This window comes from Methylobacterium symbioticum, assembly GCF_902141845.1.
Lineage (GTDB): Bacteria > Pseudomonadota > Alphaproteobacteria > Rhizobiales > Beijerinckiaceae > Methylobacterium > Methylobacterium symbioticum.
On the sequence record NZ_CABFPH010000126.1, the window covers coordinates 1 to 14,516 of the forward strand.

The 14,516-nt window shown below is 70.5% G+C and carries 13 protein-coding genes; 10 read left to right on the forward strand and 3 right to left on the reverse strand.

Annotated features, from left to right (window positions below; translation table 11 throughout):
- Positions 1–449: 449 nt before the first annotated feature.
- The gene (locus MET9862_RS25440) at positions 450–2,663 is read right to left on the reverse strand and encodes a GAF domain-containing protein (RefSeq protein ID WP_142585754.1); all 2,214 of its coding nucleotides are present in this window, start codon (positions 2,661–2,663) and stop codon (positions 450–452) included.
- 287 nt (positions 2,664–2,950) lie between these two features.
- The gene (locus MET9862_RS25445) at positions 2,951–3,922 is read right to left on the reverse strand and encodes a polyprenyl synthetase family protein (RefSeq protein ID WP_142585755.1); all 972 of its coding nucleotides are present in this window, start codon (positions 3,920–3,922) and stop codon (positions 2,951–2,953) included.
- Between the two features lie 87 nt (positions 3,923–4,009).
- Between MET9862_RS25445 and mtgA the strand changes: the two genes are divergently transcribed.
- Complete coding sequence (gene mtgA / locus MET9862_RS25450; protein ID WP_244612905.1) at positions 4,010–4,729, forward strand: monofunctional biosynthetic peptidoglycan transglycosylase; 720 nt, start codon at positions 4,010–4,012, stop codon at positions 4,727–4,729.
- A gap of 152 nt (positions 4,730–4,881) precedes the next feature.
- Entirely contained in the window at positions 4,882–5,457 is a 576-nt protein-coding gene (locus MET9862_RS25455; RefSeq protein WP_142585756.1) for a hypothetical protein, read from the forward strand.
- Between the two features lie 48 nt (positions 5,458–5,505).
- Here MET9862_RS25455 and MET9862_RS25460 read toward each other — a convergent pair whose 3' ends face one another.
- Positions 5,506–6,744 carry an argininosuccinate synthase gene (locus tag MET9862_RS25460; RefSeq protein ID WP_142585757.1) on the reverse strand — a complete coding sequence of 413 codons (1,239 nt, stop codon included), beginning with the start codon at positions 6,742–6,744 and terminating at the stop codon, positions 5,506–5,508.
- Positions 6,745–6,983: 239 nt separating this feature from the next.
- Between MET9862_RS25460 and MET9862_RS25465 the strand changes: the two genes are divergently transcribed.
- The 8 genes from MET9862_RS25465 (at position 6,984) to MET9862_RS25495 (ending at position 14,411) form a co-directional block, all read left to right on the forward strand.
- Complete coding sequence (locus MET9862_RS25465) at positions 6,984–7,610, forward strand: 2-hydroxychromene-2-carboxylate isomerase (protein WP_142585758.1); 627 nt, start codon at positions 6,984–6,986, stop codon at positions 7,608–7,610.
- A 51-nt stretch (positions 7,611–7,661) separates the two neighbouring features.
- Positions 7,662–8,357 (forward strand): DsbA family protein, encoded by a 696-nt coding sequence (locus MET9862_RS25470; protein WP_142585759.1) that lies wholly within the window; start codon positions 7,662–7,664, stop codon positions 8,355–8,357.
- 277 nt (positions 8,358–8,634) lie between these two features.
- Complete coding sequence (locus MET9862_RS30535) at positions 8,635–8,769, forward strand: hypothetical protein (RefSeq protein ID WP_280178997.1); 135 nt, start codon at positions 8,635–8,637, stop codon at positions 8,767–8,769.
- 410 nt (positions 8,770–9,179) lie between these two features.
- Positions 9,180–9,752: a F0F1 ATP synthase subunit delta gene (locus MET9862_RS25475; protein ID WP_142585760.1), complete on the forward strand. Its 573-nt coding sequence runs from the start codon at positions 9,180–9,182 to the stop codon at positions 9,750–9,752.
- A gap of 57 nt (positions 9,753–9,809) precedes the next feature.
- Entirely contained in the window at positions 9,810–11,339 is a 1,530-nt protein-coding gene (gene atpA, locus MET9862_RS25480) for a F0F1 ATP synthase subunit alpha (RefSeq protein ID WP_142585761.1), read from the forward strand.
- Positions 11,340–11,508: 169 nt separating this feature from the next.
- Complete coding sequence (locus MET9862_RS25485; protein WP_142585762.1) at positions 11,509–12,390, forward strand: F0F1 ATP synthase subunit gamma; 882 nt, start codon at positions 11,509–11,511, stop codon at positions 12,388–12,390.
- Between the two features lie 59 nt (positions 12,391–12,449).
- Complete coding sequence (gene atpD / locus MET9862_RS25490) at positions 12,450–13,910, forward strand: F0F1 ATP synthase subunit beta (RefSeq protein ID WP_142585763.1); 1,461 nt, start codon at positions 12,450–12,452, stop codon at positions 13,908–13,910.
- A gap of 99 nt (positions 13,911–14,009) precedes the next feature.
- Positions 14,010–14,411 (forward strand): F0F1 ATP synthase subunit epsilon, encoded by a 402-nt coding sequence (locus MET9862_RS25495; protein WP_142585764.1) that lies wholly within the window; start codon positions 14,010–14,012, stop codon positions 14,409–14,411.
- The last annotated feature ends 105 nt before the right edge of the window (positions 14,412–14,516 follow it).

The following is a 14,516-nucleotide window of genomic DNA, read 5'->3' on the forward strand; positions in this document are numbered from 1 at the left end:
GGCGGGTTGCAGGACCCGTCGCGCCGCGGGACAGCGCGTGGCTGGGATGTACGTGTTTTGTTCTCGCGTGTCAAGCTTTTTGTCTCAGGGCAGGCCTTTTCGCCCTGCCGCTGCGCTTTCCCTCCCCCACGGATCTCGGGCCTGCCCGAGATCCGCTTGCCCGTGCCCAAGTCGGGCAGGCCCGACTTGGGATGGGGGAGGGTGCCGAACGGAGTGAGGCGGGAGAGGGAAACCCGGCTGCCGGAAGGGGCGGAGCAGGCATGAAGGCCAACTGCCTCCGCTTGCACCGTCGCACCCCTCTCCCGACCCCTGCTGACGCAGGGGCCGCCCTCCCCCGCAGAGGGGGGAGGGAGAGGCGACGGCATCGGTACGGAAAAAAGGCGTCCCTCTGCGATCACTCTGCCTCTGCGGGGGGAGGGGGGCACCGTCGGCGTCCGGCGCGGGTGCGCTCAAGAGCGTTCCCGCGCCGCGCGTGCCATCACCCGGCGCAGGAGGCGGCCGACCTGCTCGGCCGCGTAGGGCTTGCTCAGAAGTTCGAATCCGTGGGCGTCGTCCTCTGCGAGCACGTGGCTGTAGCCCGAGGCGAGCACCACCGGGAGATGCGGAATCTGCCGCCGCAGCGTCCGGGCCAGGGCGAGGCCGCCCATGCCCGGCATGACCACGTCGGAGAAGACGGCGTCGAATCCGGCGGCGTCGGGCCCGAGCTTGTCCAGGGCCTCCTCGGCGGTCACAGCCCAACTCGTCTGGTAGCCGAGATCCTGCAGGATCTGCGTCGCGAAGCGCCCGACCTCCAGGTTGTCCTCGACCACGAGGACGTGTCCGCCGCAGCCCGCCGTCGCCGCGGGGGGCACCTCGCGCTCCGGGGGGCGGATCTCGCTGTCCGGCTCGGTCTCCGGCAGGTACAGCGTGAAGGTCGTGCCCGCGCCGACCGCGCTCGTGACCTCGATGTCACCGCCCGATTGCTTGGCGAAGCCGAAGACCTGGGAGAGACCGAGCCCGGTGCCGCGTCCGACCTCCTTCGTGGTGAAGAAGGGCTCGAAGATCCGTTCGAGCAGGGCCGGCTCGATGCCGCAGCCGCTATCCGACAGCGACACCGCGGCGAACGGCATCGGCGAGCCGCCATGCCCGCGGATCGGCGGCAGCGGCCTGCCGCAGGCGAGGCGCAGCGTCAGCGTGCCCTGGCCGTCCATCGCGTCCCGGGCGTTGACCGCCATGTTCACGAGCGCCGTCTCGAACTGGCTGAGATCGGCCCGCACGAAGCAGGGCGTCTCCGGAAGCTCGGTCACCACCTGGATGCGGGCACCCGTGATCGTGTCGACCATGTCGGCCACCCCCGAGAGCCGCCGGCCCACGTCGAAGACCTCGGGCTTGAGGGTCTGTCGGCGGGCGAAGGCGAGGAGCTGGCTGGTGAGCTTGGCGGCGCGGTCGACGGTGTCGGAGACGGCATCCATGTAGCGGCGTCGGCGCTCCTCGGGCAGGTCGGGCCGGCGCAGGAAGTCGACGGACGAGCGGATGATGGTGAGGAGGTTGTTGAAGTCGTGGGCGACGCCGCCGGTGAGCTGGCCCACCGCCTCCATCTTCTGCGACTGGCGCAAAGCCGCCTCGGCCTCGGCTAGGCGGTTCGACCGGTCCTCGACGCGCTGCTCCAGTGTGGCGTTGAGGGCGGCCAGTGCGGCGGCGGCCTCGCGCACCGCCGCGTCCGCGCGCACCCGCTCGATATGCGCCCAGGAGCGTTCCGTCACCTCGCGGATCAGCGCGAGGTCGGTCTCCGCCCAGAGCCGGGGCAGGTTGTCGTGGATCGCCATCAGCCCGGTCAGGCGCCCGTCCTTGACCAGGGGCATGCAGATCGTGGCGGCGATGCCGATGGCCTCGAAGGTCCGCGCCGCCTCCGGTGCCAGATCGCGCAGGGTGTCGGTGAGGACGAGCGGCTGGCCTGCGCTCAGCCGCTCGACGGCGAGGCGCCCGAAATCGGCGAGGCGGTAGCGGCCGACGATGCTCGGCGCGCCCTTGCGCGGCCAGTCGCCCCGGATGGTGAAGCCGTCCGCATCCGCGTCCATGTCGGCATAGGCGCAGTTCGAGAGCTGGAGATACTCCGCCACCATCCGGGTCGTGGTGGCGAGGACCGCGTCGGCATCCCGGGCTTCCGCGACGGCGCGGCCGAGCCCGTCGAGGAAGGCGAGGCGCTGGTTGGCGGCGACATTGGCCGTGGTCTCGGTCACGGTGTCGAGGAGGCCGACCACCCGTCCGGTCTGGTCGCGGATCGGGCTGTAGCAGAAGGTGAAGTAGACCTGCTCCGGGCTGCCGCCGCGCTCCACCACCAGCGGGAAGTCCTCGATGAAGGTCGCTTGGCCCGCCAGGGCCGCCTCGGCGATGGGCCGGATCTCGTCCCAGGTCTCGGCCCAGACCGCGCTGAAGGGGCGCCCGAGCGCGGAGGGCTTGTGGCCGAGGATCGGGATGAAGGCGTCGTTGTGGAGAGTGATCAGCTCCGGTCCCCAGGCGATGGCCTGGGGAAAGCGCGAGCCGAGCATCAGCGCGACGGTGGTCTTCAGGGCGTCGGGCCAGGCCTCCACCGGACCGAGCGGCGAATCCCGCCAGTCGTGGCGCCGGATGGCCTCGCCCATCGCACCACCGGCGTCGAGGAAACGCGTCTGTTCGGGGAGCATCGCAGGGATCGAGGACGGAACGGCCCGGACAGCCGTCGCGGCCGCGAGCCACCTCTCATAGTCTACAACCCTGGGTGGTGGCGATAGAGCCGGAGCCCGGCGGCGTGCGGCTCTTTGGCGGGGGCCAAGATGCGCGAGCCTCCGAATCGGCCGGCAGGCCCGACGCGCGAGGCGTCCCCTCTCCATCCCGAACGGGAGAGGGGGCACGTCGCGCTCGGTCGAGCGCGTTCTGGCCCAAGCCGCCCTGACCGGCAGCTTAAGCGGATCCCTGTGGGCCGGTCCCCCGATCAGGTCTTGCGGGCGACCGTGAAGCGGGCGGCCTGCCGCAGCACCGCGGCGCCCTCGCCCCAGCGCGAGACCGCCTCGTCGCAGACGCCGACGAGGCGGTCGCACTCCGCCCGCGCCCCGTCGAGGCCGAGCCGGTCGACCAGCGTCGCCTTGCCGGCATCCTTGTCCTTGCCGGTGGCCTTGCCCATCGCTTCCGGCGAGGCCTCGCGGTCGAGGATGTCGTCGGCGATCTGGAAGGCTTGGCCGAGCGCGTGGCCGTAGCGCAGCAGGGCGGCGCGGGCATCGGAATCGGCGCCGCCGACGATGGCGCCGGCCTCCACCGAGAAGGCGAGGATCGCGCCGGTCTTCATCGCCTGCATGCGCAGGGTGTCGTCGACGCCGAGGCTGACCGCGCCGAAGCGGCCCTCCGCCGAGAGGTCGAGAAGCTGGCCGCCGACCATGCCGCCGAGGCCGGAGGCCCGGGCGAGGCCGAGCACCAGGTCGGCGCGCGCCGCCGGGTCCGCCTGCCAGCGCGGATCGGCGGTCACCTCGAAGGCCAGCGTCTGCAGGGCATCGCCGACCAGGATCGCGGTGGCCTCGTCGTAGGCCTTGTGCACGGTGGGCTTGCCGCGGCGCATGTCGTCGTCGTCCATGGCCGGCAGGTCGTCGTGGACCAGGGAGTAGCAGTGCACCAGCTCGACGCCCGCGCCCGCGGCGAGCGCCCCAGCCTCGGGGCCGCCGAGCATGCGCGCCGTCTCGATGGTGAGGAAGGGCCGCAGGCGCTTGCCGCCGCCGAGCACGGCGTGGCGCATCGCCTCCATCAGGCGCGGGGGCCGCGCGATCTCGCCCGGCCGGACCGTGCCGTCGAGCAGGTCGACCATGAAGCGCTCGACCGTGTCGGCGATGCCGGCGAGCCTGTGGGAAAACCCGTCCGCGCCCCCCTCCACCTTGACCGATCCGGGGTTAGCCTGCGTTGAGGGGGAGGAGGTCATGGGAACGTGGCCTTGGGAGGAACGAGACGCGACGCTGTGCGGCCCGAGGATATCAGAGCGGAGCCGCGGCAAGGCGCGGCGCCCGGGGTGACGACGGCGCAGGAGCGGCCGCTGCATCCGGTGAAGCGGACGGGGCGCCCGCGCCGGCTGCGCCGGCTCGTGGGGCTGGTCCTGCTCGTACCTAGCATCGTGCTCGGTCTCACGCTCACGCTGGCGCTCGTCTATAGCGCCGTGACGCCGCCCTCAACCCTGATGCTCGGGCGCTGGCTGACCTTGCGCCCCGTGACCCGGGAGGCGGTGCCGCTGGAGCGGATCAGCCCGAGCCTCGTCCAGGCGGTGCTGACCTCCGAGGACCAGCGCTTCTGCCTGCACCACGGCATCGATCTCGGTGCGCTCCGCGACGCGATCGACGACGAGGACGGCCCGAGCCGGGGCGCCTCCACCATCACCATGCAGACGGTGAAGAACGTGTTCCTGTGGCCGGGCCCGTCCTACCTGCGCAAGGCCCTCGAGATCCCGCTCGCGGTGGTGGTGGACGCGCTCTGGGGCAAGCGGCGGACCCTGGAGATCTACCTCAACGTGGCCGAATGGGGCGACGGGATCTACGGCGCCCAGGCCGCCGCGCGGCACTGGTTCCGCAAGGATGCGCGCGACCTGACCCGCCCGGAATCGGCGCTGCTCGCGGCCTCCCTGCCGAACCCGATCCTGCGCAGCGCCGGCAGGCCGACCCCGGCGCTCCGCCGGATCGCGAGCCGCATCCAGGGGCGTCTCGGCCAGGTCGAGGGCCTGATGGGCTGCCTGCGCTGACGCTCCGAGGATCCGAGGGGGGATCATTCTCTTGGCGGGGTGCCGGGGCGGCGCCCCGGCGCTCTCCCAGGGCTCTGCCCTGGACCCGCCAAAGGGGTGGCCCCTTTGGAATCCCGGATTATCGGCTATGGAGGCCGGACAAGGAGAACCCGATGTCCGAGCCCACCGAGATCACCCTGGAGCGGATCGCCCTGATCCGGCGCCTCGTGGTCGCCTGGAATTCAGAGGGGCACGGCGCGCCGATCGTCCATCCGGACGCGCCCTACGGCAGCACCGACCGCGACGGCGACATCGCCAACGTCACCGGCGACGACGAGGGGGCCGAGGAGGAGCATCGCGCGGTCGGCGCTGCGCTCGCCGCCTTCGTGCGGCATGCGGCCCTCAAGCCCGGCCGCTTCACCTACCATAACCCGCTCGTGAAGCTCGACCCGGCGCGGACCGGCGACGTCTTCCGCGACGAATCCGGCGCCGCCCCGGAGCAGATCACCTTCGACGTGGCGCCCGAGCACCTCGCCCTGATCCCGCATCTCGCGGTCCGTTGGGACGAGGCCCGGATGGTGCCGCTGGTCGATCCGGCCGCGCCCTACGGCGAGGCCGATCTGGAGACCTCGATGCGAAGCCGCCTCGGCGGTGCCGAGGCGGACCTCGACCGGCTGCACCACGCGATGCAGCCGGCTCTGCAGATCTTCCTGCGCTACGCCGACATCGCGCCGGGCGACTACGCCTGATCGGCCGGACGGCGGCGCGGCGGACGCGCCGTCGTCCGGCCCCGCCGCTCAGCCCTCGCGCTTCTTGCGCTGGGCGAGCGTGCGCAGGCGCAGGGCGTTGAGCTTGATGAAGCCCGCCGCGTCGCGGTGGTCGTAGGCGACGGCGCCCTCCTCGAAGGTGACGAGATCCTGGTCGTAGAGCGAGTTCGGGCTCGTCCGGCCGATCACGTGCACGCCGCCCTTGTAGAGCTTCAGCCGCACCGAGCCGGTGACCTTCTCCTGGCTCTTGTCGATCAGCGCCTGGAGCATCTCGCGCTCCGGCGAGAACCAGAAGCCGTTATAGATCAGCTCCGCGTATTGCGGCATGAGCTGGTCCTTCAGGTGGGCGGCGCCGCGGTCCAGCGTGATCGATTCGATGGCGCGGTGGGCCGGCAGCAGGATGGTGCCGCCGGGGGTCTCGTACATGCCGCGGCTCTTCATGCCGACGAAGCGGTTCTCGACAAGGTCGAGCCGGCCGATGCCGTTGGCCCGGCCGAGCTCGTTCAGCCTGGCGAGCAGGGCGGCCGGCGACAGCACCTCGCCGTCGATCGAGACCGCGTCGCCCCGCTCGAAGCCGATGGTGATCACGGTCGGCTGGTCGGGCGCCTCCTCCGGCGAGAGGGTGCGGGAATAGACGTAGTCCGGCACCTCGACCGCCGGATCCTCCAGCACCTTGCCCTCCGAGGAGGCGTGCAGGAGGTTGGCATCCACCGAGAACGGGCTCTCGCCGCGCTTGTCCTTGGCGATCGGGATCTGGTTCTGCTCGGCGAAGGCGATGAGCTGCTCGCGCGAGCGCAGGTCCCACTCGCGCCAGGGCGCGATCACGGTGACGTCGGGCTTGAGCGCGTAGTAGCCGAGCTCGAACCGGACCTGGTCGTTGCCCTTGCCGGTGGCGCCGTGGCAGACCGCGTCGGCCCCGACCTTCTCGGCGATCTCGATCTGCTTCTTGGCGATGAGCGGCCGGGCGATCGAGGTGCCGAGCAGGTAGACGCCCTCGTAGACGGCGTTGGCCCGGAACATCGGGAACACGTAGTCCCGAACGAATTCCTCGCGCAGGTCCTCGATGAAGATGTTCTCGTCCTTGATGCCGAGCAGCTGCGCCTTCCTGCGCGCCGGCTCCAGCTCCTCGCCCTGGCCGAGATCGGCGGTGAAGGTCACGACCTCGCAGCCGTAGGTGGTCTGCAGCCACTTCAGGATGATCGAGGTATCGAGGCCGCCGGAATAGGCCAGCACGACCTTCTTCACGGGCTTCTGGTCGGGAGCGGACATCGGCGGTTCCGTCGTCTTCGGGCTGTCGCGGCAGGCTGTCGCGGTTGCGCGCGGCTTATCGCGCAGGCTCCGCGCCTGCAACCGCCATGCCCGCGCCAGGCCTGAGCCCGCCGAGATCGCAGGCTCCGGGGGGTTCGCCGGGAACCCCGGCTGCCCCATCTACGTCAGGCCCAGGCCGGTTGCGCGCCACGGCCGGTTCGCGACTTGCTTCTGACCTCCCACGCGGAGACGCTGCGTCCATGGCCCGCCAGCCAGCCATCGAGTTCTGGTACGAGTTCGCCTCGACCTATTCCTACCTCGCCGCCATGCGGATCGAGGCGGCTGCGGCCGAGGCCGGCGTCGCCGTGCGCTGGCGGCCCTTCCTGCTCGGCCCGATCTTCGCGGCGCAGGGCTGGACCTCCTCGCCCTTCAACCTCTACCCGGCCAAGGGCCGCAACATGTGGCGCGACGTGGAGCGCGAGGCCGCCCGGCTCGGCCTGCCGGCGCTGACCCGGCCCGATCCCTTCCCGCAGAACAGCCTCAGCGCCACGCGGGCCGCGATCCTCGGCCAGGGCGAGGACTGGCTCGTGCCCTTCTCGAAGGCGGTCTACACGGCGAGCTTCGCGCAGGGGCGCTCCATCGCCGAGCCGGCCGCCGTGATCGGCATCCTCGATTCGCTCGGGCTCGACGGCACCCAGACCCTCCGGGCGGCGAGCGCCGAGGCGAACAAGACGCGCCTGCGCGTCGCGGGCGAGGAGGCGCGCTCGCGCGGCATCTACGGCGCGCCGAGCTTCCTGACCGAGGACGGCGAGCTGTTCTGGGGCAACGACCGCCTGGAACAGGCCCTGGCCTGGGCGGTCGGCGAGCGCTCCGGTGGCCTCCGTTAGGCCACAACCTCGGCTAGAAAGGCGGCTCCTGACCCTCGGGACCTGCCGGGCATGCCTTTCGACCGCCGCCGCTTCCTCGTCGCCACCGCCGGCCTCCTGGCGCCTGGCCTCGCCGCACACCGCGCCCGCGCCCAGTCCTACGGGCAGCGCGTGCCGGTCACCAACGACGAGGGCAAGGCGGTGGCGAACTCCATCCTGCCCGGCGAGATCACCGGCCAGATCCCGGCCCTGAAGGGGGTGACCTATGCGGGCGCCCCCGATGCCGAGACGGCGCTCTACGAGTTCTTCGACTTCAACTGCCCGTGGTGCCGCAAGGCCGCCGCCGACATGGTCTCGCTGCACGAGAGCGATTCCGCCCTGCGCATCGGCCTCGTGCACAACCCGATCCTGTCGCCGCAATCGGCGCAAGCCGCCAAGGTGATGCTCGCCGTGCAGCGCCGGCTCGGCGCTGAGGCCGCCTGGCGCTTCTATGGCCAGCTGCTCGGCAAGCCGGGACGGATCGACGGGCCGGGTGCCCTCGAGGTCGCGGGCGGCCTCGGCGTGCCGGCCGCCGAGATCGAGTCGGTCGCCGACAGCGACGCGGTGCGCGAGGCCCTGCGCAGCCACATGCGTATGGCGGCCGATCTCGGTCTCTACGCGACGCCCTCCTACGTCCTCGGGAATGCCGGCATCCTCGGCCATCCGGGCGCCCGCTCCCTCGCCCGGATGATCGCCAGCACCCGCCGCTGCGACAAGCTCGCCTGCTGAGGCGCCTCGCGCCGGACGCCGCGCGGCGATCCGGTTGCGGAGCGGCCGAGCGCTAGAGCCGGATCCGATCAGGTTGCTTCAACCGGATCGGTGAATCCGTCTCTAACCCATTGATAGAGAACGCGTGATCCGATTGGATTGCGGGGCAATCCAATCGGCGCGCGCTCTAGGGCGGGGCAAGCTCCGGTCAAGCCTGGCCGTTCAAGAATCGCGAGGGTTTCTCGGCTAAGCTCCGCCGGAGCCCGAGCCGGCTCCGGACCGAACCTGTGGACAGACCATGCACGCCCTGATCGCCCAGCTGCTCGCGATGACCGCCGCCGTCATCGCCGGCGTGCTCGTCGCCGAGAAGATCGAGACCCCGATGCGCAGCCTCGCGAGCCGGATCGGCGAGGGCCGGGGCCGGCGGCGGTAGGGCGGTCGCCTACGCGCATCGCTGATTTTCAGGATCGGACGCGGGTCCCCTCTCCCGTTCGGGAGAGGGGGCCTGTCGCGGGTCTTGCGTGCGTTCTGAGGCGGGCTTCCCCCTGCCGCCCCCTCCTGAGGCCGGGGCCATTCTCTCCCGCAGAGGGGGGAGGGCAAGCGCGCTGAGCCGGCTGCCGGCCAGCGGCCGCTCGCCGCAGCCGGCTGGTGGAACCGGCCGCCGCCGCGATCCGCCTCGCCTTGCGTGCCACCGTGTTGCCATGCTAGGCGGTCGCCGCGCCGGGCAGGGGGCAGTATGCACCCGGCCGCGCGGCACAATCCCATCTCCCGCGGTCTCCCCACCCAGCCCCTGAACGGGCCAGGCCCGGCCGGAACCACGGGCAAGGCAAGAGAGAGCGACGGGTGGCGCAGAACGGTTCCGAGGCAGGGTCCCTCGTCGCAGGCATGGCGGGCCGCTACGCTTCCGCCCTGTTCGAACTGGCCCGCGACGGCGGCCAAGTCGATGCGGTCGCCGCGGATCTCGACACGTTCGACGCGCTGCTCAAGGAGAGCGCCGATCTCCGCCGCCTCGTGAAGAGCCCCGTCTTCACCGCCGAGCAGCAGGCCGCCGCCATCGGCGCCGTTGTCGAGAAGGCCGGGATCAAGGGGCTCGCCGCCAACTTCATCCGCCTCGCCGCTGCCAATCGTCGCCTGTTCGCCCTGCCGGACATGATCACCGTCTTCCGCGCCCTGGTGCGCGAGTCGAAGGGCATCGTCCGCGCCGAGGTGCGCGTGGCCGAGAAGCCCTCCGACGCGGTCCTCAACGAGATCAAGGCGTCGCTGCGCGAGATCGCGAAGGCCGAGATCGACGTCGACCTCCACGTCGATCCGAGCCTGATCGGCGGCCTCGTCGTGAAGATGGGCTCGCGCATGGTCGACGCTTCGCTGCGCACGAAGCTCAATGGAATCCGCCTGGCGATGCGGGAAGCCCGCTGAAAGCGGGACCGCAACGCCGACGACCTGACTGAATTCGATTTGTAAGAGGCCCCGACGATGGACATCCGCGCCGCCGAGATCTCCGCGATCCTGAAAGAGCAGATCAAGAACTTCGGCGAGGAGGCCGAGGTCTCCGAGGTCGGACAGGTCCTGTCCGTCGGCGACGGCATCGCCCGCGCCTACGGCCTCGACAACGTCCAGGCCGGCGAGATGGTCGAGTTCGAGTCGGGTGTGCGCGGCATGGCGCTCAACCTCGAGCAGGACAACGTCGGCATCGTGATCTTCGGCTCCGACCGCGAGATCAAGGAAGGCCAGACCGTCAAGCGGACCGGCGCCATCGTGGACGTGCCGGTGGGCAAGGGCCTGCTCGGCCGCGTGGTCGACGCCCTCGGCAACCCGATCGACGGCAAGGGCCCGATCCAGTCGACCGAGCGCCGCCGCGTGGACGTGAAGGCCCCGGGCATCATCCCGCGCAAGTCCGTGCACGAGCCGATGGCCACCGGCCTCAAGGCGATCGACGCCCTCATCCCGATCGGCCGCGGCCAGCGCGAGCTGATCATCGGTGACCGCCAGACCGGCAAGACCGCGATCGCCCTCGACACGATCCTCAACCAGAAGCCCGCCCACCAGGGCACGGACGAGAAGGCCAAGCTCTTCTGCATCTACGTCGCCGTGGGCCAGAAGCGCTCCACCGTGGCCCAGTTCGTGAAGGTGCTGGAGGACCAGGGCGCGCTCGAGTACTCGATCGTCATCGCGGCGACCGCCTCCGACGCCGCCCCGATGCAGTTCATCGCGCCCTTCGCCGGCTGCGCCATGGGCGAGTATTTCCGCGACAACGGCATGCACGCCGTGATCGTGTACGACGACCTCTCCAAGCAGGCGGTGGCCTACCGCCAGATGTCGCTGCTGCTGCGCCGCCCGCCGGGCCGCGAGGCCTATCCGGGCGACGTGTTCTACCTCCACAGCCGCCTGCTCGAGCGCGCCGCCAAGATGGGCGATGCCGCCGGCGCCGGCTCGCTGACCGCGCTCCCGGTCATCGAGACCCAGGCCAACGACGTCTCGGCCTACATCCCGACCAACGTGATCTCGATCACCGACGGCCAGATCTTCCTTGAGACCGACCTGTTCTACCAGGGCGTGCGCCCGGCGGTGAACGTCGGACTCTCGGTGTCGCGCGTGGGCTCCTCGGCCCAGACGAAGGCGATGAAGAAGGTCGCCGGCAAGATCAAGGGCGAGCTCGCGCAGTACCGCGAGATGGCCGCCTTCGCGCAGTTCGGCTCGGACCTCGACGCCTCGACCCAGCAGCTCCTCAACCGCGGCTCGCGGCTGACCGAGCTCCTGAAGCAGCCGCAATTCTCGCCGCTGAAGATGGAGGAGCAGGTCGCGGTGATCTATGCCGGCGTCAACGGCTACCTCGACAAGCTGCCGGTCGCCAAGGTCCGCGCCTTCGAGGACCAGCTCCTCGGCACCCTGCGCACGAAGCACAAGGACCTGCTCGACGCGATCGGCACCTCCAAGGATCTCTCGGACGACAACGCGGCGAAGCTGAAGAGCGTCGTCGAGGGCGTCGCCAAGTCGATCAACTGACCGCCATCACCTGAGCCCGGACGGGCTTTCCCTCCCCCGCTAGCGGGGGAGGGGGCAGGGGTGGGAGCGGGGCCGGAGCACCGCACGCCATCCTGAACCACCCCTACCTCCGGCTCCTCCCTGCTCACGGGGAGGAGAGGCTCTTCCGAACGGATCTGGACGCCGCCCGATGCCGAGTTTGAAGGATCTGCGCAACCGCATCACCTCGGTGAAGGCGACGCAGAAGATCACCAAGGCCATGCAGATGGTCGCCGCCGCCAAGCTGCGGCGCGCGCAGATCGCCGCCGAGAGCGGGCGCCCCTACGCCGAGAAGATGGCGGCGGTGCTCGGCAACCTCGCGGGCGGCCTGATCGGCGGCGTCGGCGCGCCGCGCCTCCTGTCGGGCACCGGCTCCGAGCAGACCCACCTGCTCGTCGTCTGCACCGGCGACCGCGGGCTCGCCGGCGCCTTCAACTCCTCGATCGCGCGCCTCGCCCGCGACCATGCCAACCGGCTGATGGCCGAGGGCAAGACCGTGAAGATCATCACGGTGGGCAAGAAGGGCCTCGACGTGCTCCGCCGCCAGTTCCGCGAGCAGATCGTCGCCTCGCGCGACATCCGCGGCAACAAGCCGGTGGATTACGAGTTCGCCGCCGAGATCGCCGACGACATCCTCGCCCGCTTCGATGCCGGCGAGTTCGACGTGGCGACCCTGTTCTACGCCGAGTTCCGCTCGGTGATCTCGCAGATCCCCACCGCGCAGAAGATCATCCCGGCCGAGCTGCCCGAGGCCGACGCCAAGGGCCCCGGCTCCGACGCGGCGCTGGAATTCGAGCCCTCCGAGGAGGCGATCCTCGAGACGCTGCTGCCGAAGAACCTGACCGTCCAGATCTTCCGCGCGCTCCTGGAGAACGCCGCCTCCGAGCAGGGCGCGCGCATGAGCGCCATGGATTCCGCCACGCGCAACGCGGGCGAGATGATCAAGAAGCAGACGCTGGTCTACAACCGCACGCGTCAGGCCATGATCACCAAGGAACTCATCGAGATCATCTCGGGCGCGGAAGCGCTCTGACCGAAACGAAGCGGGCGCCCCGGCGCCCCGTCCGCACACGCATCGAAGGGTAGGCAATCATGGCCAACACCGCAGTTCCCGGCGCCGGCTCGAACAAGGTCGGCAAGATCACCCAGGTCATCGGCCCCGTCGTCGACGTGCAGTTCGACGGTCACCTGCCGGAGATCCTGAACGCCCTCGAGACCACCAACAACGGCAACCGCCTCGTCCTCGAAGTCGCCCAGCAGCTCGGCGAGAGCACCGTCCGCTGCATCGCGATGGACACCTCCGAGGGCCTGACCCGCGGCCAGGAATGCACGGATACCGGCGAGCCGATCAAGGTGCCGGTCGGCATGAACACGCTCGGCCGCATCATGAACGTCATCGGCGAGCCGATCGACGAGGCCGGCCCGGTCGAGGCCAAGACCTACCGCGCCATCCACCAGCCGGCCCCGTCCTACGACGAGCAGTCGACCGAGGCGCAGATCCTCGTCACCGGCATCAAGGTGGTGGACCTCCTCGCCCCCTACGCCAAGGGCGGCAAGATCGGCCTGTTCGGCGGCGCCGGCGTCGGCAAGACCGTGCTGATCATGGAGCTGATCAACAACATCGCCAAGGTGCACTCGGGCTACTCGGTCTTCGCCGGCGTGGGTGAACGCACCCGCGAGGGCAACGACCTCTACCACGAGATGATCGAGTCGAAGGTCAACATCGACCCGAAGGAGAACAACGGCTCGGCCGAAGGCTCCAAGTGCGCCCTGGTCTACGGCCAGATGAACGAGTCGCCCGGCGCCCGCTCGCGCGTCGCGCTCACCGGCCTCACCATCGCGGAGCAGTTCCGCGACGAGGGCCAGGACGTGCTCTTCTTCGTCGACAACATCTTCCGCTTCACGCAGGCGGGCTCCGAGGTGTCGGCGCTTCTCGGCCGCATCCCCTCGGCGGTGGGCTACCAGCCGACGCTCGCCACCGACATGGGCGCCCTGCAGGAGCGCATCACCACCACCAACAAGGGCTCGATCACCTCGGTGCAGGCGATCTACGTGCCGGCCGACGACCTGACCGACCCGGCGCCCGCCGCCTCCTTCGCCCACCTCGACGCCACGACCGTGCTCTCGCGCTCGATCGCCGAGAAGGGCATCTACCCGGCGGTGGACCCGCTCGACTCCACCTCGCGCATGCTGTCGCCGGCCATCCTCGGCGAGGAGCACTACACCGTCGCCCGCCGCGTCCAGCAGACCCTGCAGCGCTACAAGGCGCTCCAGGACATCATCGCGATCCTGGGCATGGACGAGCTGTCCGAGGAGGACAAGCTGACGGTGGCCCGCGCCCGCAAGATCGAGCGCTTCTTCTCGCAGCCCTTCTCGGTGGCCGAGGTCTTCACCGGCTCGCCGGGCAAGCAGGTCGCGCTCGAGGACACCATCAAGGGCTTCAAGGGCCTGGTGAACGGCGACTACGACGACCTCCCCGAGGCCGCCTTCTACATGGTCGGCACCATCGAGGAGGCCCAGGAGAAGGCCAAGAAGCTCAAGGCCGCCGCGTAAGGCGGTCCTGCCCCTCCCGCGATACGGGGGGAGGGGCATCCGTCAGGCTTCGCCCCGTCCGCGGGTGAAGCGAGCATCTTGGATCCCGGAAAGCTTCAGATGGCCACCTTCCAGTTCGATTTCGTCGGCCCCGAGCGGACCCTGTATTCGGGTGCCGTCGAGGCGGTGCAGCTCCCCGGGAGCGAGGGCGAGATGACGGTCCTGCCGGGCCACGCCCCCGTCATCACCACGCTGCGCGTCGGCGTCATCGTGGTCACCGAGAGCCAGGGCAACGGCAAGCGCATCTACGTGCGCGGCGGCTTCGCCGATATCGGGCCGACCTCCTGCACGGTGCTGGCCGAGCGGGCCGCCCCGATCGAGGAGCTGACCCCCGAATCGATCGACCGGGACATCGAGGCGGCCGAGCTCGCCCGCGATGCCACCGAGGACCAGCAGAAGCGCCAGGAGCTCAACGCGCAGATCGTGCAGCTCCAGGAGACCAAGGTGCTTCTCAAGCTCTGATGGCGCGGCCGGCGATCCAGCCGTTGCCGCGTCGGCGCAGCCAGCCGTCCGGAGCCGTCCAGCGCGATGGGGACAGGCCGAGATGCTTGAAGTCCGAGCGCCCGA